Raw genomic sequence first — 18997 nt, forward strand, 5'->3', positions numbered from 1 at the left:
AGGGTGTACGAAACAAAGCAAAGCTCGGGCGAGCCAAGCCGCGAGGGCGCGAAGCTGTGTCTGCGACAAGAATCATATTCGCGCGGTGCCGGGCGCCCGCCCCGGAGACAACAAACCCCGCGATCTATGAATGCCGGTTCATTGCTGCGGAGAATTCGAATCGATAAGAATTGCTCGCTGCGCGTCTCGCGTCGTGCAGAGAGCCGGAGGCGGATCGATCGCGTCTTGCACCTTTCGATTGCGCCTCCGACGAATCCTTCGAGGCAACGCCATTGGTTGCCGCGGCGCCTGCGCCGATCGACGTCAGGCACCGAAAGCCCGTTTCGATCGGGGGAATTTCATATGAAGTATTTTCTGTCTGCACTGATCGCGGTCGGTCTATCGATTGCCGCCGCGCCGTCGTACGCGACTGACGCCCGCAACGTCACTGTCGTCAACGAGACCGGCTATGCCATCAAATTCCTGGGCTTCAACGCCCCGGACGATGGCATGGACGAATGGGACAACGAGCTGGACAAGGTTTTGCAGAACCAGGCGAGCACCTATGTCGAGTTCGACGATGACGACGAAGGATGCGTCTGGAACGTCCGCGTTGACTGGCAGAACTATGACGAGACCGTGCTCTGGAAGAACGTCAACCTCTGCAAGTTCACGGCACTCCGGCTGCGCTACGATTCCGGCACCAAGACCACTTCGTTCGTCGCCGAGTAACTTGACCTGAGGCCGGGCGGAGGAGGGGCCGCGTGCCCTTCCTCGCCGCAATGTGCCACATAGCGAATTCGTCCTTTGCAAGCGCAAGCGGCTTTGTTATACGCAGCCGCGCGCGAACGACAGGTTCGCCCTTTTCCTCGGTAGCTCAGCGGTAGAGCATCCGACTGTTAATCGGATGGTCGCTGGTTCGAATCCAGCCCGGGGAGCCAAATTCCGCTTCATTTTCAGCAACTTGCGCCCAGACTCTGATCTGGCGTGCGATCTCGTTGCAGCAGATCCTCAACTAGATGTGTACCGCGGCGAGCCCGCATCCTCCGCGGTGACGCCAAAACGACTCAATTGAAATCGAGCTTCCAGAGGCCGGTCCTTTATGGAGCTGATTCCCATGCGAGACATCCAGGTCGACCGTTTCCCGCTGGCCCCCTCCATTCTGCCGGCGGACATCCCCGAACTCAGCGACGACGAATGCCTCGCTTGTCTGGCGCGGGCGGTCGAGACCCACGATTCGGCACGGCTGGACGAAGTCGCCGCATTGATCGGCCGCCTCGCGGTCACGATCGAATAGGCGGCTCACCCTCGACGTTGCGAGTTGCGGAAGGGCCCGGTTTGCGGGCCAAAGCCATGTTGCGTTTTCGCAGGGCCTGTTCCAAAGATGCCGCCAACTTTCGTCCGCGGCATCGTCCGCCTTGCAGGGTCCGCAAATGTCCGTTTTCTCGACGGCGCGCCTAAAAATGGTCGATGGCCAGGTGCGCACCAGTGACGTCACCGACCGTCGTGTTCTCGACGCCATGCTCACGGTTCCGCGCGAGGCTTTCGTGCCCGCCAGCCGGCAGGCATTGGCGTATCTCGACCTCGATCTCGACGTCAGCGAGGGAGGCGCCAAGCGGTTCCTGATCAAGCCGCAGCTGACCGGCAAGCTGCTCCAGGCCGCCGAGATCGGCGAGGATGACGACGTGCTGGTCGTCGGCTGCGCCACGGGCTATCTCGCTGCGCTGACCGCCAAGCTCGCGCGCAAAGTCATCGCGACGGAATGCGATTCGGGCCTGGCGGCAAAGGCCAACGACGCCTTCGCCGCCCTCGGGTTGGCCAACGTGGCCTGCAAGGCCGCGGCCTGCACCGAGGGTGATGCCGCCGCAGGTCCCTATGATGTGATCGTCCTCAACGGCGCCACCGAGGTGACCCCGGCAGGGCTGCTCGGGCAGCTCAAGGAGGGGGGGCGCCTGGTGGGGGTCTCGGCCGAATCCAGGCCGCCGCGAGCCATGATCGTGACCCATACCCACGGCGAATTCGGCCATCGGGCGCTGTTCGATGCCGCAGCCCCGGTCCTTCCGGGGCTGGAACGGGCCGCCGCCTTCGTCTTCTGACGGCTTTGGCCCGTTAAAATCCCGTTCTGAATCAGAAGTGTGGCCGGGATGCTGCACGTGAAGAGTTTCCACCGAGAACACCCCTCAGGTAGTTCCGTCGCGCTTGACCGCGTCCTATGTTGCGGCGGGGCAACGACTCCACTCGTAGACGGTAACCCAGCTCGCGGGCACGAGCCGGGCGTTAGAATGAACGGAATTTTTGGATGCATGGGGTGAAGCTCTTCACCGGAGCAGCGGTTTCGGTCCTGCTGCTGGCGCTTGCCGCGCCGACGCCTGCCTTGGCGGATACGATCGAGGCTGCGCTGGTGCGCGCTTATCAGAACAATCCGCAGCTCAACGCGCAGCGCGCCCAGGTGCGCTCGACTGACGAGAACGTGCCGCAAGCGCTGTCGGGCTATCGCCCCAAGGTCGGGATCAATCTCAGCACCGGCTATCAATATCAGGATATTCAGCAGACGCAGAAGGCTGTGCCGATCCATAGCGACCCGCCCCTTCAGCCCAATAGCGCCAGCCTGACCATCAACCAGACGCTCTATAACGGCAATCAGACCGCCAACAGGACGCGCGTGGCGGAAAGCCAGGTCTCGGGATCCCGCGAGGCGTTGCGTGTGCTCGAGCAGACGGTCCTGCTGCAGGCTGCGACCAGCTACATGGATTATCTTCGTGACTCCGCCACACTCGAAGTTCAGCGCAGCAATGTGCGCGTCCTCGAACAGACGCTCAAGCAAACGCGCGATCGGTTCAATGTCGGCGAGGTGACGCGCACGGACGTGGCGCAATCCGAAGCGCAGCTCGCGGCAGGCAGGACCCAGGCCCTGACGGCCGAATCGAATCTCACGACGACGCGTGCCAATTTCCGCCGGATCATCGGCAACGAGCCGACGAACCTTGCGCCGGGCTCGCCGGTCGATCGTTTCCTGCCCGGGACGCTCGCCTCCGCCGTCGGTCTCAGCCTGGTGGAGAACCCCAACGTCACGGCATCGATGTTCGGCATCGACGTCAATTATCTCCAGGTCAAGATCAACGAAGGCGCGCTGCTGCCGACCCTCACGGTTCAGGCTGGCATCACCCAGTCGTACCAGCAGACCCTGACGGTCTTCCGAACGACGACCGCTTCCGCCATCGCGACCGCCTCGGTGCCGATCTATCAGGGCGGCGCTGAATATGCGCTGATCCGCCAATCGAAAGAGAACTTGGCGCAGCAGCGCCTGAATCTTGAAACCACACGCGATCAGACCCGCGCCAACGTCGTGCAGGCCTGGGGCCAGTTGGAAGCCGGCAAGGCGCAGGTGCAGTCTGCGCAGGCGCAGGTTACGGCCTCCGAGATCGCGCTGAACGGTGTGCGCGAGGAAGCCAAGGCCGGCCAGCGCACCACGCTGGACGTGCTCAACGCGCAGCAGGCGCTGGTCAACGCGCGCGTGGCGCTCGTCACTGCCCAGCATGACCGCGTGGTGGCGTCCTATTCGGTGCTCAACGCGGTCGGTCGTCTCGCGCCGCAAGTCCTCGGCCTCAACACCACTGTCTACGATCCCAGCGTGCACTACCATCAGGTCCGCGACAGCTGGGCCGGCGTACGCACGCCAGACGGACGCTAGAGTCCCGTAATCATCCGGTCGGCCTCGCAAATAGCCGAAGCCGACCGGTGCTTTGCTTGCAATCAGCAAAATCCCTGACATAGCCTTGCCAAGAAGGATGCGGGTCGATTCGCTCTGCATCCGATGCCGTGTGCGTAAAGCATGAGTGCCGAGGGCAGGGGCGCACCGCTGCACGTTGAGCTGTCATCTGGGGACAAGTCGGGCTGCCGTGACGAAAATGTCGGGCCACCCATCCGGAACCGGCCAATCCTGTCGTGCTTGGTGTAAAACAACGCATGCGAGGGCGTTGATGATGTGGAGTCGGAGATGACGCAGCCTGCAAAGGTCACAGAACCCTCGATGGAGGAGATTCTGGCCTCGATCCGGCGCATCATTGCCGACGATGAGGCCAAGCCGCCGCCGGCGGATGCCGCTAAGCCCGAGAAAGCTGCCGCCCCCGCCGCGTCACCGAAGCCGCAGGTGATCAACGATATTCCGCCATCCAAGGTCGCGCCGCCCAAACCGGCCGCCGAAAAGCCGGCACCGGCTCCGGCCGCAAAGCCGGCAGCGCCGCCGGCCGCCGCACCCGAGGTGGATGCATCCAACAATCAGGACGATATCGACGCGCTGCTGGCGGGGCTCGACGCAGCCACGCCCGCGCCGGAAATCCGTGCTCCCGAGCCGGAGCCCGAACCTGAGCCCGACGTGCTGGAATTGACCGACGATATGGCGCTGGCGATGGAGCCGACGCCGCCTCCGCCGCCGCCGAGCTTCCGCAAGGTCGAGCCGCGCGACGATCTCGAATTCGCCGAATCGCCGGCGCCGCGTCCGACGCCGGCATCCTATGCGCCCGTGGACTTCGATGCGCCGCCGCTGCCGCCCCAACAGCCGATGCTGGCGCAATCGACGGTCTCCGCGGTCGAATCCGCCTTCAATTCCCTGGCCCACACGGTGCTCAGCAGCAATGCGCGAACTCTGGAGGATCTGGTCAAGGAGATGCTGCGTCCGATGCTGAAATCCTGGCTGGACGACAATTTGCCGGGCCTGGTCGAACGCATCGTGAAGGCCGAAATCGAGCGGGTATCGCGCGGCGGCAGGTAGATCGGGCCGCAGAGCCCTCATAAAGCCCTGCTTGTGGGTAATATTCTGTTTCCCGACCGGACCGGAAAGCCCTGTTGCCGCCTGGCTTTCCGTTGACTTGTCCGTTGACTTGGACCCCGTGCGCGGCTTTCTAACAGCGCCATGATCGAGAAAAATTACCAGCCCGCCGATATCGAAGCCCGCATGTCCGTCGTGTGGGAGGACAGCCTTGCCTTCAAGGCCGGCCGCCCAGACCGCCGCGACGCTGTGCCCTTTACCATCGTGATCCCGCCGCCGAACGTGACGGGCTCGCTGCACATGGGCCACGCCCTCAACAACACGCTCCAGGACATCCTGTGCCGGTTCGAGCGCATGCGCGGTCGCGACGTGCTGTGGCAGCCCGGCACCGACCATGCCGGCATCGCCACCCAGATGGTGGTGGAGCGGCAGCTGATGGAGCGCCAGCAGCCCAGCCGTCGCGAGATGGGCCGCGAGAAGTTTCTGGAGCGGGTCTGGCAGTGGAAGGCCGAGAGCGGCGACACCATCATCAACCAACTCAAGCGGCTCGGCGCCTCCTGCGACTGGTCGCGCGAACGCTTCACCATGGACGAGGGCCTGTCCAAGGCCGTGGTCAAGGTGTTCGTCGAGCTGCACCGCGACGGCCTGATCTACAAGGACAAGCGGCTGGTGAACTGGGACACCAAGCTGCTCACCGCGATCTCCGATCTCGAAGTGCAGCAGACCGAGGTCAAGGGTAGCCTCTGGTACCTGCGCTATCCGATCGAGGGCAAGATCTTCAGCCCCGAGGATCCCTCGAGCTTCATCGTCGTTGCCACCACGCGCCCGGAGACCATGCTCGGCGATACCGGGGTGGCCGTGCATCCCGACGACGAGCGCTATCAGAAGCTGGTCGGCAAGAACGTGATCCTGCCGCTGGTCGGCCGCAAGATCCAGATCGTCGCCGACGATTATTCCGATCCGGAGAAGGGCTCGGGCGCGGTCAAGGTGACGCCGGCGCACGACTTCAACGATTTCGAGGTCGGCAATCGCCACGGCCTCGCCCGAATCAGCGTCATCGACAAGGAAGGTTGCCTCGATCTCCTCGACAACGAGGATTATCTGCGCGACCTGCCGGAAGGTGCCTCGCAGTTCGCCGAGGAGTTCAACAAGCTCGATCGCTTTGCAGCGCGCAAGCGCATCGTCGAGCGACTGGAATCGTTCGGTTTCGTCGAGCGGATCGAACCTCACACCCACATGGTGCCGCATGGCGACCGCTCCGGCACGGTGATCGAGCCCTATCTGACCGACCAATGGTATGTCGACGCCAAGACGCTGGCGAAGCCCGCGATGGCCGCCGTGCGTTCGGGCGAAACCACCTTCGTGCCAAAGAACTGGGAAAAAACCTATTTCGAGTGGATGGAGAACATCCAGCCCTGGTGCATCTCGCGCCAGCTCTGGTGGGGCCACCAGATCCCGGCCTGGTACGGTCCTGATGGCAAGGTGTTCGTCGCCGAGACCGAGGAGGAGGCCGTCAGCCACGCCCTCGGCTATTACGTCGAGCAGGAAGTCATCACGGTCGAGCAGGGCCGCGAGATGGCGCTCGACCGCAACAAGCGGGACGGCTTCATCACGCGCGACGAGGACGTGCTCGACACCTGGTTCTCCTCGGCGCTGTGGCCATTCTCGACCCTCGGCTGGCCCGCAGACGCGCCGGAAGTGCAGCGCTACTACCCGACCAACGCACTGGTGACGGGCTTCGACATCATCTTCTTCTGGGTCGCCCGCATGATGATGATGGGGCTGCACTTCATGAAGGAGGTGCCGTTCTCGACGATCTACATCCACGCCCTCGTCCGCGACGAGAAGGGCGCCAAGATGTCGAAGTCGAAGGGCAACGTCATCGATCCGCTCAGCCTGATCGACCAATATGGTGCGGACGCGCTGCGCTTCACGCTGGCCGCGATGGCCGCGCAGGGGCGCGACATCAAGCTCGCCACCAGCCGTGTCGAGGGCTATCGCAATTTCGCGACCAAGCTCTGGAATGCGTCGCGCTTTGCGGAGATGAACCATTGCGCCGTGCCCGAAGGCTTCGAGCCGGCGAAGGTCAAAGAGACGCTGAACCGCTGGATCGCACATGAGAGTGCGCACACCACGCGCGAGGTGACCGAGGCGATCGAGGCCTATCGCTTCAATGACGCCGCCGGCAGCATCTACCGCTTCGTGTGGAACGTCTATTGCGACTGGTATCTCGAGCTCGCAAAACCCGTGCTACTCGGCCCCGACAGCCCTGCCAAGGCCGAGACCCGCGCCATGGTGGCATGGGCGCGCGACGAGATCCTGAAACTGCTGCACCCCTTCATGCCCTTCATCACCGAGGAGCTGTGGGAGGTGACGGCCAAGCGCGACGGTCTGCTCGCGCTGGCACCGTGGCCGCTGAAGCCGGCCGGGCCGACGCCGGAGCAGCTTGCGATGCTCGCGGCGACGACGGGGCCGACCGACGCGCTCGTCTCGCCGGTTTGGGTGCTGCCGATCTTCGACCATGCCGACTTCACCGATCCCGCGGCCGAGGCCGAGATCGGCTGGGTCATTGACCTTGTCACGCAGATCCGTTCGGTGCGCGCCGAGATGAACATCCCGCCGGCGACCCTCACGGCGCTGGTGCTCGCAGGCGCCTCGGCCGAGACGAAGGAGCGCGCGCCGCGCTGGAGCGACGTCATCAAGCGCATGGCGCGGCTGTCGGACATCTCCTTCGCCGACCGTGCGCCCGACGGCGCGGTCCAGCTCCTGGTGCGCGGCGAGGTGGCCGCGCTGCCGCTGAAGGGCGTGATTGACGTCGTCGCCGAGCGCACGCGTCTGGACAAGGAGATCGGGAAGGCCGACGCCGACATCAAGCGTGCCGAGTCCAAACTGGCCAACGAGAAATTCGTGGCCAACGCGGCCGAGGAGGTCGTCGAGGAGGAGCGCGAGAAGCGCGAGGCCGCGCTCGCCCGCAAGGCCAAGCTGCTCGAGGCGCTGGAGCGGCTCAAGCAGGCGTCGTAAGCTTATTTCGGAAACGGCTTGCTGAGGAATTTCGAGCCCCTGACACCATAGCGCCAGGGCAGCTCGACCGCCTTGGTGATGCCGATCCGGATGCCGGCCGCCACCTCGAAGTCCTCCGTCCGCGCATGCAGCGCGATCGGCGGACGGTCGAGCGGCAAGGCATTGTGCGCGATGGTGATGCCGAGCGCTTCGGTCAGCTTGCCCGGGCCCGAGCACAACGTGTGCAAATCCTGGAGATGGCGGCGCCGCCGCATCGCGGCGATTCCGTGGGTCGGCTCCAGCGCGCGGATCAGCACGGCGCTGGCCGAGCCTTCTTCCTCGCAGACGAAGTTCACACACCAGTGGATGCCGTAGGAGCGGTAGACATAGGCAAAGCCGGGCGGGCCGAACATCACCTGGTTCCGCGGCGTCGGGCCATTGTAGGAGTGCGCCGCCGGCTCGGTATGATGATAGGCCTCGACCTCGACGATGATCCCGCCAACGCCGTTGACCAGCATGGTCGCACCGATCAGATTGGGCGCGACCTCGTGGACGCTGCGCGCGAAAAAGGTACGCTTCAGGGCTTTGCCGAGCCGAGGAGTAGAGGTCTTCGAGACTGGAGCCATTCGAGGTGAGAATCGCCAGAGAACAGAGCAGGATATTGCCCATATCTGCCATGTTCCCTGAAGCGGTGCGAGCCGGGTTGCGATGCCCGGCCAGACCGACTAGGTAGGACTTGGTCAGACCGGACACCCCATGGTCGTTATCGTCGATACCATCTCGAACCCGCTGCGCCCACGTCACCCCGAAAAGGTGAACCGGCCCGATTCCGCTTCGCCGCCGAAGCCGGACTGGATCCGCGTACGCGCGCCCAACACCCGCGGCTATGCCGACACGCGCAACATCGTGCGCGCCAACGGCCTGCATACGGTGTGCGAGGAGGCGGGCTGCCCGAATATCGGCGAGTGCTGGGACAAGAAGCACGCGACCTTCATGATCATGGGCGACACCTGCACCCGCGCCTGTGCCTTCTGCAACGTCAAGACCGGCATGCCGAATGCACTTGACGCGGCCGAGCCGCAGAACGTCGGCGAGGCTGTGGCCAAGCTCGGCCTTGCCCATGTCGTCATCACCTCCGTGGACCGCGACGATCTCACTGACGGCGGCGCCGAGCATTTCGCCCAGACCATCCGCGCGATCCGCGCCGCGTGCCCCTCGACCACGATCGAGATCCTGACGCCCGACTTCCTGCGCAAGGAGGGGGCGCTGGAGGTCGTCGTCGCGGCGAAGCCCGACGTGTTCAACCACAATCTCGAGACCGTGCCGTCGTGCTATCTCACGGTGCGGCCGGGCGCGCGCTATTTCCATTCGATCCGGCTGTTGCAGCGGGTCAAGGAGCTCGATCCCACCATCTTCACCAAGTCCGGCATCATGGTCGGCCTCGGCGAGGAGCGCCACGAGGTGCAGCAGGTGATGGACGATCTGCGTTCCGCCGACGTCGATTTCCTGACCATCGGGCAATATCTCCAGCCGACCCGCAAGCATCACGCCGTGATGCGCTACGTGCCGCCGGACGAGTTTTCGTCCTACGAGAAGGTCGCCTACACCAAGGGTTTCCTGATGGTGTCTGCGACCCCGCTCACCCGTTCGTCGCATCATGCCGGCGAGGATTTTGCGAAACTGAAGGCCGCGCGGGCAGCAAGCGCCCGCTGAATCGCCATGCCCAATTTTTCGAGCAAGCGTCGTGTCGATCACAGCGCGTCCGAGATGTTTGATCTGGTCGCTGACGTCGAGCGCTACCCGGAATTCGTGCCGCTGTGCAGTGCGCTGAAGGTCCGTCAGCGCATGGCGAAACCCGACGGCACCGAGGTGCTGGTCGCGGACATGACGGTGTCGTTCAAGCTGGTCAGGGAATCCTTCACCAGCCGCGTGACGCTCGACCGCGCCAATTTGAAGATCCTGGTCGAATATCTGCAAGGTCCCTTCAGCAATCTGGAAAACCGTTGGACGTTCGAGCCCAAAGGCGAGAGCGTTTGCGATGTCGGCTTCTTCCTTGCCTACGAGTTCAAGAGCCGCATGCTGGCGCTCCTGATGGGCTCGATGTTCGACGCCGCGTTCGCGCGATTTTCCATCGCCTTCGAGAAGCGGGCGGATGCGATCTACGGACGGCGGAAGCTGGTGTCGTCGTAGTGGTTGCGGACGGGCACGCTCTCTCCTCCTTCATTGCGAAGAGCCCTTGCGACGAAGCAATCCAGAATCCCTCTGCGGAGAGACTCTGGATTGCTTCGCTGCGCTCGCAATGACGATGGGGAAGGCAGGCGTGCCAAAATTTCAATCCACCGCCTTCACGACATCCGGCGGCTGCGAGGCATAATACGCAGCGGCCTGCTCGATCTCCAGCGGCGTCATCGCACGGGCAATGTTGCGCATCTCTCGCCGTTGGTCTGGCATTACAGGGCCCACTCTCCAACATCGCCGCCGGCGTCATGCTGCTGCTGTTTCGACCCTTCCACATCGGCAATGACGTCGAGGTCACCTGCATGGCGGGAAAGGTCAAGTCTCTACGGGCTGGTGTGGGGCGCAGCCATCGTCAATCACAGCGCGATCAAGCAGTGCGTGCTCGATCACGTGAGTGCTTAACTCGCGGCTGCGTGAGGGATCTCACCCCCGCGGTCAGCGCGGCGGCCTGCGCTTCACCGCGTGCCGGCGCGGTGATCGTGTCACGCGCGGGCGCAGGCGGGTTACTGCGGCGGCACGTTTCGGCTTGGCCGTAACTTGCGGGCCGCGGGCGAGATCCATCAGCATGCGCAGCGCCTCGACCACGGAGCGCTGACGCACGGCGGTGCGGCCGATGGCGCCAAAGCGATGCTCGCGATGGACGATGCGTCCGTCGCGCGCGGCGGCGGCGAAATGCACGAGGCCAACCGGCTTGCCGGGCGTGGCGCCGCCGGGGCCGGCAATGCCGGTGATAGCGACTGCAAGATCGACGCCGGCACGCTCCAGCGCGCCGACCGCCATGGCTGTTGCCGTCTCCCTGCTGACGGCGCCGAAATTGGTGAGCGTGCTTACCTCGACGCCGAGCATCGCGCGCTTGGCGTCGTTGGAATAGGTGACGAAGCCGCGATCGATGACGTCGGAAGAGCCGGGGATGTCGGTCAGCGCACCGGCAACCAGGCCGCCGGTGCAGGATTCCGCGGTCGCGATCGTCAGCTTGCGCATCCGGCACAAATCGAGCAGCGAGCGGGAGAGGGCGCGTGCGTCGCTGCCGGCCATGGCCTAGACACTCCAGGGCAGACGGATGGTGGCGCTCGCGGTGGCCGCGATGCCTTCCTCGCGGCCGGTGAAGCCGAGCCGCTCGCTGGTGGTCGCCTTGACCGCGACGCGGGAGATGTCGACGCCGGAAATCTCGGCGATGCGCGCGCGCATGGTCTCGCGCAAAGGGCCGATCTTCGGCCGCTCGCAGATCATGGTCACCTCGAGATTGGCGATGCGGCCGCCGCGCTGGGTGACGCGCTCGATGGCGTATTGCAAAAACTGGTCGGAGGAGGCGCCTTTCCACTTCGCGTCGCTGGGCGGAAAGTGCGATCCGATGTCGCCGTCAGCGAGCGCGCCCAGGATGGCGTCGACCAGCGCATGCAGGCCGACATCGCCGTCGGAATGGGCCAGGAAGCCTTTGGTGTGCGGCACGCGCACGCCGCATATCATGAGATGGTCGCCCTCGCCGAAGGCGTGGACGTCGTAGCCCGTGCCGGTCCTGATGTCGCCGAGCAGGCTTGCCAGCCGCGCTTCCTCGCGCACGAAATCCTCGGGAGTGGTGAGCTTCATATTGGCAACATCGCCTTCAAAGGTTGCAACCGTCAATCCCGCCCATTCGGCAATCGCGGCATCGTCGGTGAAATCGCTGCGCCTGTCCTTGGCCGCGCGACGATGCGCTTCGAGGATGACGTCGAAACGAAAGGATTGCGGCGTCTGCGCAATTCGCAACCGCGCCCGGTCCGGCGTGTCCTCGACATTGTCATTCTCGCCGGTGATCTTGATGGTGTCGGTGACGGGAACGACGGGGATCGCCGCGCCGGTGCGGCTGGCCGCATCGATCGCGCGGGTGATCACGCCTTCCGAAACGAAGGGTCGCGCGGCGTCGTGGATCAGGACGATGTCGGGCTTGTGCCTGGCGAGCGCTTCGAGACCGGCGAGCACCGAGGCCTGCCGGGTCGCGCCGCCATTGACCGGCGCCTCGTGGCCGAGCCCTGCGACCGCCGCCGTGAACATGGCGCTGTCGTCCGGGTTCACGACGGGCTGAACTGCGAACACGTCCGCATGACGGCTGAAGGCCTCCATGGCGCGATAGATCACCGGCACGCCGCCGATCTCGCGATATTGCTTGGGGCCACCGGCGCCTGCGCGCAGGCCGCGTCCGGCAGCGACGAGGACGACTGCGGTGCGCTGTGATTTCGCCATAGGACTCAAATACTCATTTGGTGATGAAGAGAGTCGGGGGTGGGGTGATCGCCGCATGCCTCTAGCACGGCAGGCCCGCAATAAAAGGGGTTTCCCCGGATTGTGGGAAACAGCATTTTGCTGCACTGCACTTGAAAGATTTGCAGAACTGTCTAAACTGTAGGCATGACGCTTGACTGCACAAGAATTGTGCGCAAGATAGGTCATGGCAGGCGCGATGAGGCGCTGCCAACGCAACGAGACCCCTGTGACCGGCTCGGTAGTATCAGGCTCTAAGCCATTGAAGATAGGCGATATTGATGTCGCCACCCCGGTCTTCCTGGCACCGATGTCGGGGGTGACTGACTCGCCCGTCCGCCGGCTTGCCGCGGAGTTGGGGGCCGGTCTGGTGGTGTCCGAAATGACGGCCAGCGACGAACTCGCCAATGGCCATCATATGTCCCGGTTGCGCTGCGAAGCCACGGGGATCGGTCCCCACGTGGTCCAGCTCGCCGGGTGCGAGACGCATTGGATGGCGGAGGGCGCCCGGATCGCTGAAGCCGAAGGCGCCGATATCATCGACATCAACATGGGCTGTCCGGCTCGTCACGTCACCGGCGGCCAGTCCGGTTCCGCCTTGATGCGCGACCTCGACCACGCCGTCAGCCTGATCGAAGCGACGATCGCGGCGGTGAAGGTGCCAGTGACGTTGAAGATGCGGCTCGGCTGGGACGACCGCACCCGCAACGCACCGGAACTGGCGCGGCGCGCACAGGCATCAGGCATCAAGCTCGTCACCGTGCACGGCCGCACCCGCTGCCAGTTCTACAAGGGCGAGGCCGATTGGGATGCGATCCGCGCCGTACGCGAGGCCATCTCCATTCCGCTCGTCGTCAATGGCGACATCACCACTTACGAGAAGGCCCTCGCGGCGTTAAAGGCCTCCGGCGCCGATGCCGTGATGATCGGCCGCGGCGCGCAGGGCCAGCCCTGGCTGCCCGGCCAGATCGGCCGCCGCCTCAAGGGTGGGGCGGTGGAAGCCACGCCGCCGCTCGAGACGCAGCTGCATTATGTGCGCACGCTTTATGAAGGCGTCTGCGCGCTCTACGGCCTGCGCATCGGGCTGCGGCACGCGCGAAAACATCTGGGCTGGGCGCTCGACGTCGCGGCCGATGTGAGCCGTGCGCCGGCCGAGAAGCTGAAATCCTGGCGCCAGAAAATCCTCACCTCGGAGGATCCGCACCTCGTTCACCGGTCACTGCAAGATGCCTTCGACGACTTCGCATGGAGCGCCGCTGCATGAGCTCAGTTGCTGAACATCGTCGGCCGTTTCCGTCCGACAGCGATGCCATCCTGGACGCACTTCCCAATCCCGTGCTGATGATCGGGCCGGACGGCAAAATCGTCGCCGCCAACATCGCAACCGAAGCCTTCTTCGATATCTCGACGCAGTTCTTGAAGCGGCAGTCGCTGAAAGAGCTGGTGCCGTTTGGCAGCCCCTTGCTGGCGCTGATCGACCAGGTGCGTTCGTCGAATGCACCTGTCAACGAGTACAAGGTCGATCTGGGCACGCCGCGCATGGGCGGGGACCGCCAGGTCGATCTGCACGTTGCCCCCGTCACGGAACGGCCCGGCCATATCGTGGTGATGCTCCAGGAGCGCTCCATCGCCGACAAGATGGACCGCCAGCTCACCCATCGCAGCGCCGCGCGCTCGGTGATCGCGCTCGCCGCGATGCTGGCGCACGAGATCAAGAACCCGCTCTCGGGCATCCGCGGCGCGGCGCAGCTCCTGGAGCAGCAGGCCTCCTCGGAAGACCGCATGCTGACGCGGCTGATCTGCGACGAGGCCGACCGCATCGTGACGCTGGTCGACCGCATGGAGGTGTTCGGCGACGAGCGCCCCGTGGTGCGCGGCCCCGTCAACATCCATTCGGTGCTCGATCACGTCAAACGGCTGGCGCAGTCCGGCTTTGCCCGCAACATCCGCTTCGTCGAGGATTACGATCCCTCGCTGCCCCCGGTGCTGGCGAACCAGGACCAGCTCATCCAGGTGTTCCTCAACCTGGTGAAGAACGCCGCCGAAGCGCTGATCGACGTTCCCGACGGTGAAATCCAGCTCACCACCGCGTTTCGCCCCGGCGTCCGCCTGTCAGTCCCCGGTCAAAAATCCCGTGTATCCCTGCCGCTCGAATTCTGCGTGAAGGACAACGGACCAGGCGTGCCGGACGATCTTCTGCCAAACCTGTTCGATCCCTTCGTCACCACCAAACAGACCGGCTCGGGTCTGGGCCTCGCGCTGGTCGCAAAGATTATCGGGGATCACGGGGGCATCATCGAATGCGAATCTCAGCCGCGCAAGACAACCTTCCGCGTGCTGATGCCGATGTATTCCACATCGGTGAAACATGCCGATCAAAGCAGTCACGACGGCTCTGCCGGAAAGTCGTCGTCTGCGTCACAGGGGGCGAAATGAGGATTAACGATGCCCGCAGGTAGCATTCTCGTTGCTGATGACGACACCGCCATCCGCACGGTTCTCAATCAGGCACTATCGCGCGCCGGCTACGAAGTGCGGCTGACCGGCAATGCCGCAACGCTGTGGCGCTGGGTCAGCCAGGGGGAGGGCGATCTCGTCATCACCGACGTGGTGATGCCCGACGAGAACGCGTTCGACCTGTTGCCGCGGATCAAGAAGATGCGGCCGAATTTGCCTGTTATCGTCATGAGCGCGCAAAACACCTTCATGACGGCGATCCGGGCCTCCGAGCGCGGCGCCTATGAATATCTGCCGAAGCCCTTCGATCTGAAGGAGCTGATCGCCATCGTCGGCCGCGCGCTGGCCGAGCCGAAGGAGCGGGTCTCGACGCCGAACGAGGACGCCGAGATGGAGGCGATCCCGCTGGTCGGCCGCTCGCCGGCGATGCAGGAAATCTATCGCGTGCTGGCGCGCCTGATGCAGACCGACCTCACCGTGATGATCACGGGCGAGTCCGGTACCGGCAAGGAGCTGGTGGCGCGCGCGTTGCACGACTACGGCAAGCGCCGCAATGGCCCGTTCGTCGCGGTCAACATGGCGGCGATCCCGCGCGACCTGATCGAGTCGGAGCTGTTCGGCCATGAGCGCGGCGCCTTCACCGGCGCCAACACCCGCGCCTCCGGCCGGTTCGAGCAGGCCGAGGGCGGCACGCTGTTCCTGGACGAGATCGGCGACATGCCGATGGAGGCGCAGACCCGTCTGCTGCGCGTGCTTCAGCAGGGCGAATACACCACGGTCGGCGGTCGCACCCCGATCAAGACCGACGTGCGCATCGTCGCGGCCTCCAACAAGGATCTGCGCGTCCTGATCCAGCAAGGCCTGTTCCGCGAAGATCTGTTCTTCCGCCTCAACGTCGTGCCGCTACGGCTGCCGCCGTTGCGCGAGCGCATCGAGGATCTGCCCGATCTCATCCGTCATTTCTTCGCGCTGGCGGAGAAGGACGGCCTGCCGCCGAAAAAGCTCGACACGCTGGCGCTGGAGCGGATGAAGCAGCACCGCTGGCCGGGCAACGTGCGCGAGCTCGAGAACCTCGCCCGTCGCCTCGCGGCGCTGTATCCCCAGGATGTGATCACGGGCTCCGTCATCGACGGCGAGCTGGCGCCACCCACGGTCAGCCCGGGTGCCGCCGTCCAGCATGGCGTCGACAATCTCGGTGGCGCCGTGGAGGCGTATCTCTCCTCGCACTTCCAGGGCTTCCCGAACGGCGTGCCGCCGCCGGGCCTCTATCATCGCATCTTGAAGGAGATCGAGGTGCCACTGCTCACGGCCGCGCTCGCGGCCACCCGCGGCAACCAGATCCGCGCCGCCGATCTGCTCGGCCTCAACCGCAACACGCTGCGGAAGAAGATCCGGGATCTCGATATCCAGGTGTATCGGAGCGGCGGCTAGCCCCACGCAACGGCCGGTGGCTCAGCTCCCCCTACCAAGCGGAGCTGAGCCTGTCCGATCGCGCTGGCCGTCGTGGCTGACGCGGTGAGCAGAAGTCCCGATCGGACTGAAATGTTCCGCAGGAACATTCAAAGGGTGATTTCAGCCGCGGAACGCGGCCTCACACCTATCTGACAAACCGGCCTGAGACCTGTATTGCGCTGGCGACGTTCGCATTGGGCTCCTGCACCCCGAGACCATTGACCAGCAGGTCCGCCGCCACGATCAGCAGCAGCACGGCCGATACCATCATCGCGAGAAAGAACCTGTGCATGCTGGTCAAGCCGCCGGGGCTGGAATCCGTTCCCGCCCTCCGGCATGTCGCTGTGGATGCGCGGGTCGGTCGCGGCGGTGACGCCGCGGAATTGTCGCAATTCGGCAACAATGTGGTACGAATACATCAGTAGCCGCCCGCCGCGGCCCCCCCGTTTTCAGCACCCATTGCCGGAATGACCAGCGCAGACACCTCGGCCGCATCCTTTGACACGGCCCCAGCAGAAGAGCCCCGGCGTTGGTCGGCGCGACGCTGGCTGGCGCCGTTCGCCGTGGCGCTGGCGCTGCTGTCGGCCTTGCTCACCTTCCTGGTCCTGACCGGCCTCACCAGCATCGAACTGACGCCGCAAGTTGTCCGTTCGTTCTATCTGAGCAACGCAGCCACCATCCTGCTGCTGGTCGGCATCATCATCCGCGAGCTCTGGCAGCTGATCCTGGCGCGACGGCGGGGCAGGGCGGCGGCGCGCCTCCATGTCCAGATCGTCAGCCTGTTCTCGATCGTGGCGGTGCTGCCGGCGGTGCTGGTCGCCGTCGTCGCCAACGTCACCATCGAGCGCGGCCTCGACCGCCTGTTCTCCGGCCCGACCAAGGAGGTGATCCAGAATTCACTGACGATCGCGCGGGCTTACATGCAGGACCATGCGCAGCTGATCCGGGGCGACATTCTCGGCATGGCCAACGACATCGCCCACGCGCGGCCGCTCTACGACCAGGATCGCCGCTCGTTTCGCGAATTGCTGACGTCCAGCGCCGCCTCGCGCAATTTGCCGGGCGCGATGATCATCGACAAGAACACCAACATTCTCGAATCCGCCGACACCGGCATGCGGCTGGCCTATTCGCCGCCGGCACCGGACTTCCTCAGCAACGTCAACGAATCCGAACCCGAGATCGCGGTGCTGCCCGATGCGAGCTTCGTCGCCGCGGTGGTCCGCTTGCGCGCCTTCAGTGACACATTCCTCTACGTCGCACGGCCGCTCGATCCGAATGTCGTCAACCAGCTCAAGCAGACCGAGGTCAGCGTCGCCGAATACGCCCAGATCGAGTCGCGCCGGCTCGGCATCCAGGTCGCGTTCGCGCTGATGTTCGCGGTGATCGCGCTGACCATCCTGATGGCCTCGGTGCTGATCGGCCTCAACTTCGCCAACTCGCTGGTCTCGCCGATCCGACGCCTGATGAACGCGGCCCAGACGGTCTCGACGGGCGATCTCCATGTGAAAGTGCCGGTGCACCAGTCGGAAGGCGACCTCGCCCAGCTGGGTGAGACCTTCAACAAGATGACGGAGGAGTTGCGTAGCCAGCGCGACGAGCTCGTCAACGCCAGCGAGCTCATCGACAGCCGCCGCCGCTTCATCGAGGCGGTGCTGTCGTCCGCGAGCGCCGGCATTATCGGTGTCGATACCTCAGGCAGCGTCGGCATTCTCAACCGTTCCGCCGAAAAGCTGATCGGTCACTCCGAAGCCGAGACGCTCGGCCATCCGCTCTCCGACGTGCTGCCCGAGCTCGAAGAGATGATGAAGACGGCGCGGGAAGGGACCCAGCGCCTGGTGCAGGGGCAGATCACGATCACGCGCGACGGGCAGGAACGCAATCTGTCGGTCCGCGTCAGCGCCGAGAAGACCAGCCAGCCGCACGACAGCTACATCATCACGCTCGACGACATCACCGAACTGGTCTCGGCGCAACGCACCTCGGCCTGGGGCGACGTCGCGCGCCGCATCGCGCATGAGATCAAGAATCCGCTGACCCCGATCCAGCTCTCCGCCGAACGCATTCGCCGCAAATTCGGCAAGGACATCACCGAGGGCAAGGACAAGCAGATCTTCGAACAGTGCACCGACACCATCGTGCGTCAGGTCGACGACATCCGCCGCATGGTCGACGAGTTCTCGCGCTTTGCGCGGATGCCTAAGCCGGTCATGGAGGGTGAGGACGTCGCCGACACAGTGCGGCAGGCGGTGTTCCTGATGAAGGTCGCCCACCCCGAGATCGATATCGAGGCCGAGTTCAAGGAAGACCCGCTGCGCGCCCAGTTCGACCGGCGGCTGATCTCGCAGGCCGTCACCAACATCGTCAAGAACGCCACCGAGGCGATCGAGCAGGTCCCCCTGGAGGAGCTCGGCAAAGGCCGGATCGACGTCGTGGTCTCGCGCGAGGGCGAGGACGTGCTGATCGACGTCGTCGACAACGGCATCGGCCTGCCCAAGGTGGCGCGCTCGCGCCTGCTCGAGCCCTATGTGACGACACGCGCCAAAGGCACCGGCCTTGGGCTCGCGATCGTCGGTCGCGTGCTGGAAGACCATGGCGGGCGCATCGAGCTGAAGGATGCCTCGGACTTCCGCGAGGGCCAGCGCGGCGCCTGGATGCGGATGCGTTTTGCGATCGCCGGCGCTCCCGCGAAAAGCGAGGGGGCCGAACCGGCAGCCGCGGCAACGACCAAGCCGGAAAGCGGCGAAACGGCCACGCAATCCCTCAAGGATCCGGAAACAAAAGAGGCGGCCGTCGAAACCAAAGAGCCGGCTGAAAAGACCAATGATTCAACGAAGATCAAAGCCTCAACAGGCAGCTGAGAAA

Annotated in this window: 16 protein-coding genes, 1 tRNA gene and 2 pseudogenes; 14 read left to right on the plus strand and 5 right to left on the minus strand. The window is 64.6% G+C overall.

Annotated elements, in window-relative coordinates; genetic code table 11:
- Positions 1-342 precede the first annotated feature (342 nt).
- From IVB19_RS17970 to IVB19_RS18000, 7 genes are all read left to right on the plus strand, one after another.
- Entirely contained in the window at positions 343-711 is a 369-nt protein-coding gene (locus tag IVB19_RS17970; protein WP_018457812.1) for a hypothetical protein, read from the plus strand.
- 134 nt (positions 712-845) lie between these two features.
- Positions 846-920, plus strand: a tRNA-Asn gene (locus IVB19_RS17975).
- Between the two features lie 176 nt (positions 921-1096).
- Positions 1097-1276: a hypothetical protein gene (locus IVB19_RS17980; protein ID WP_026233446.1), complete on the plus strand. Its 180-nt coding sequence runs from the start codon at positions 1097-1099 to the stop codon at positions 1274-1276.
- Between the two features lie 136 nt (positions 1277-1412).
- The gene (locus IVB19_RS17985; protein ID WP_018457814.1) at positions 1413-2075 is read left to right on the plus strand and encodes a protein-L-isoaspartate O-methyltransferase family protein; all 663 of its coding nucleotides are present in this window, start codon (positions 1413-1415) and stop codon (positions 2073-2075) included.
- Between the two features lie 203 nt (positions 2076-2278).
- On the plus strand, positions 2279-3670 hold the full coding sequence (locus IVB19_RS17990; protein ID WP_018457815.1) for a TolC family outer membrane protein: 1392 nt from the start codon (positions 2279-2281) through the stop codon (positions 3668-3670).
- Positions 3671-3976: 306 nt separating this feature from the next.
- The gene (locus IVB19_RS17995) at positions 3977-4750 is read left to right on the plus strand and encodes a PopZ family protein (RefSeq protein WP_026233447.1); all 774 of its coding nucleotides are present in this window, start codon (positions 3977-3979) and stop codon (positions 4748-4750) included.
- A gap of 141 nt (positions 4751-4891) precedes the next feature.
- Positions 4892-7768 (plus strand): valine--tRNA ligase, encoded by a 2877-nt coding sequence (locus IVB19_RS18000; RefSeq protein WP_085349819.1) that lies wholly within the window; start codon positions 4892-4894, stop codon positions 7766-7768.
- Between the two features lie 2 nt (positions 7769-7770).
- Here IVB19_RS18000 and IVB19_RS18005 read toward each other — a convergent pair whose 3' ends face one another.
- Entirely contained in the window at positions 7771-8373 is a 603-nt protein-coding gene (locus tag IVB19_RS18005) for a DNA-3-methyladenine glycosylase (protein WP_247821646.1), read from the minus strand.
- 130 nt (positions 8374-8503) lie between these two features.
- On the opposite strand from IVB19_RS18005, the gene lipA reads away from it, so the two are divergent.
- Both lipA and IVB19_RS18015 read left to right on the plus strand, forming a co-directional pair.
- The gene (gene lipA / locus IVB19_RS18010; RefSeq protein WP_018457819.1) at positions 8504-9460 is read left to right on the plus strand and encodes a lipoyl synthase; all 957 of its coding nucleotides are present in this window, start codon (positions 8504-8506) and stop codon (positions 9458-9460) included.
- 6 nt (positions 9461-9466) lie between these two features.
- On the plus strand, positions 9467-9937 hold the full coding sequence (locus tag IVB19_RS18015) for a type II toxin-antitoxin system RatA family toxin (RefSeq protein ID WP_018457820.1): 471 nt from the start codon (positions 9467-9469) through the stop codon (positions 9935-9937).
- A 141-nt stretch (positions 9938-10078) separates the two neighbouring features.
- Here IVB19_RS18015 and IVB19_RS40445 read toward each other — a convergent pair.
- Positions 10079-10192 (minus strand): annotated as a pseudogene (locus tag IVB19_RS40445) (c-type cytochrome); the annotation flags it as partial.
- Between IVB19_RS40445 and IVB19_RS40700 the strand changes: the two are divergent.
- A pseudogene (locus IVB19_RS40700) lies at positions 10174-10267 on the plus strand (mechanosensitive ion channel family protein); the annotation flags it as partial. The pseudogenes IVB19_RS40445 and IVB19_RS40700 overlap by 19 nt on opposite strands.
- Before the next feature lie 153 nt (positions 10268-10420).
- Here the strand turns inward: IVB19_RS40700 and IVB19_RS18025 are convergent.
- Together IVB19_RS18025 and IVB19_RS18030 are read right to left on the minus strand one after the other, a co-directional pair.
- The gene (locus IVB19_RS18025; protein WP_018457822.1) at positions 10421-11020 is read right to left on the minus strand and encodes a CinA family protein; all 600 of its coding nucleotides are present in this window, start codon (positions 11018-11020) and stop codon (positions 10421-10423) included.
- A 3-nt stretch (positions 11021-11023) separates the two neighbouring features.
- Positions 11024-12205, minus strand: coding sequence for a bifunctional 2-C-methyl-D-erythritol 4-phosphate cytidylyltransferase/2-C-methyl-D-erythritol 2,4-cyclodiphosphate synthase (locus tag IVB19_RS18030; RefSeq protein WP_018457823.1), 1182 nt, complete (start codon positions 12203-12205; stop codon positions 11024-11026).
- Between the two features lie 280 nt (positions 12206-12485).
- Between IVB19_RS18030 and dusB the strand changes: the two genes are divergently transcribed.
- The 3 genes from dusB to ntrC are packed head-to-tail and all read left to right on the plus strand — an operon-like array spanning position 12486 to position 16111.
- Positions 12486-13487 (plus strand): tRNA dihydrouridine synthase DusB, encoded by a 1002-nt coding sequence (gene dusB / locus IVB19_RS18035; RefSeq protein WP_018457824.1) that lies wholly within the window; start codon positions 12486-12488, stop codon positions 13485-13487.
- Entirely contained in the window at positions 13484-14659 is a 1176-nt protein-coding gene (locus IVB19_RS18040) for a two-component system sensor histidine kinase NtrB (protein ID WP_026233448.1), read from the plus strand. The genes dusB and IVB19_RS18040 overlap by 4 nt, the downstream gene beginning before the upstream one ends.
- Before the next feature lie 9 nt (positions 14660-14668).
- On the plus strand, positions 14669-16111 hold the full coding sequence (gene ntrC, locus IVB19_RS18045; protein ID WP_007610301.1) for a nitrogen regulation protein NR(I): 1443 nt from the start codon (positions 14669-14671) through the stop codon (positions 16109-16111).
- Between the two features lie 166 nt (positions 16112-16277).
- Here ntrC and IVB19_RS18050 read toward each other — a convergent pair whose 3' ends face one another.
- On the minus strand, positions 16278-16424 hold the full coding sequence (locus tag IVB19_RS18050) for a hypothetical protein (RefSeq protein ID WP_018457826.1): 147 nt from the start codon (positions 16422-16424) through the stop codon (positions 16278-16280).
- Positions 16425-16599: 175 nt separating this feature from the next.
- Between IVB19_RS18050 and IVB19_RS18055 the strand changes: the two genes are divergently transcribed.
- Positions 16600-18993 (plus strand): sensor histidine kinase, encoded by a 2394-nt coding sequence (locus IVB19_RS18055; RefSeq protein WP_018457828.1) that lies wholly within the window; start codon positions 16600-16602, stop codon positions 18991-18993.
- The last annotated feature ends 4 nt before the right edge of the window (positions 18994-18997 follow it).

This window comes from Bradyrhizobium sp. 187 (assembly GCF_023101005.1).
Taxonomy (GTDB): Bacteria; Pseudomonadota; Alphaproteobacteria; order Rhizobiales; family Xanthobacteraceae; genus Bradyrhizobium; species Bradyrhizobium canariense_D.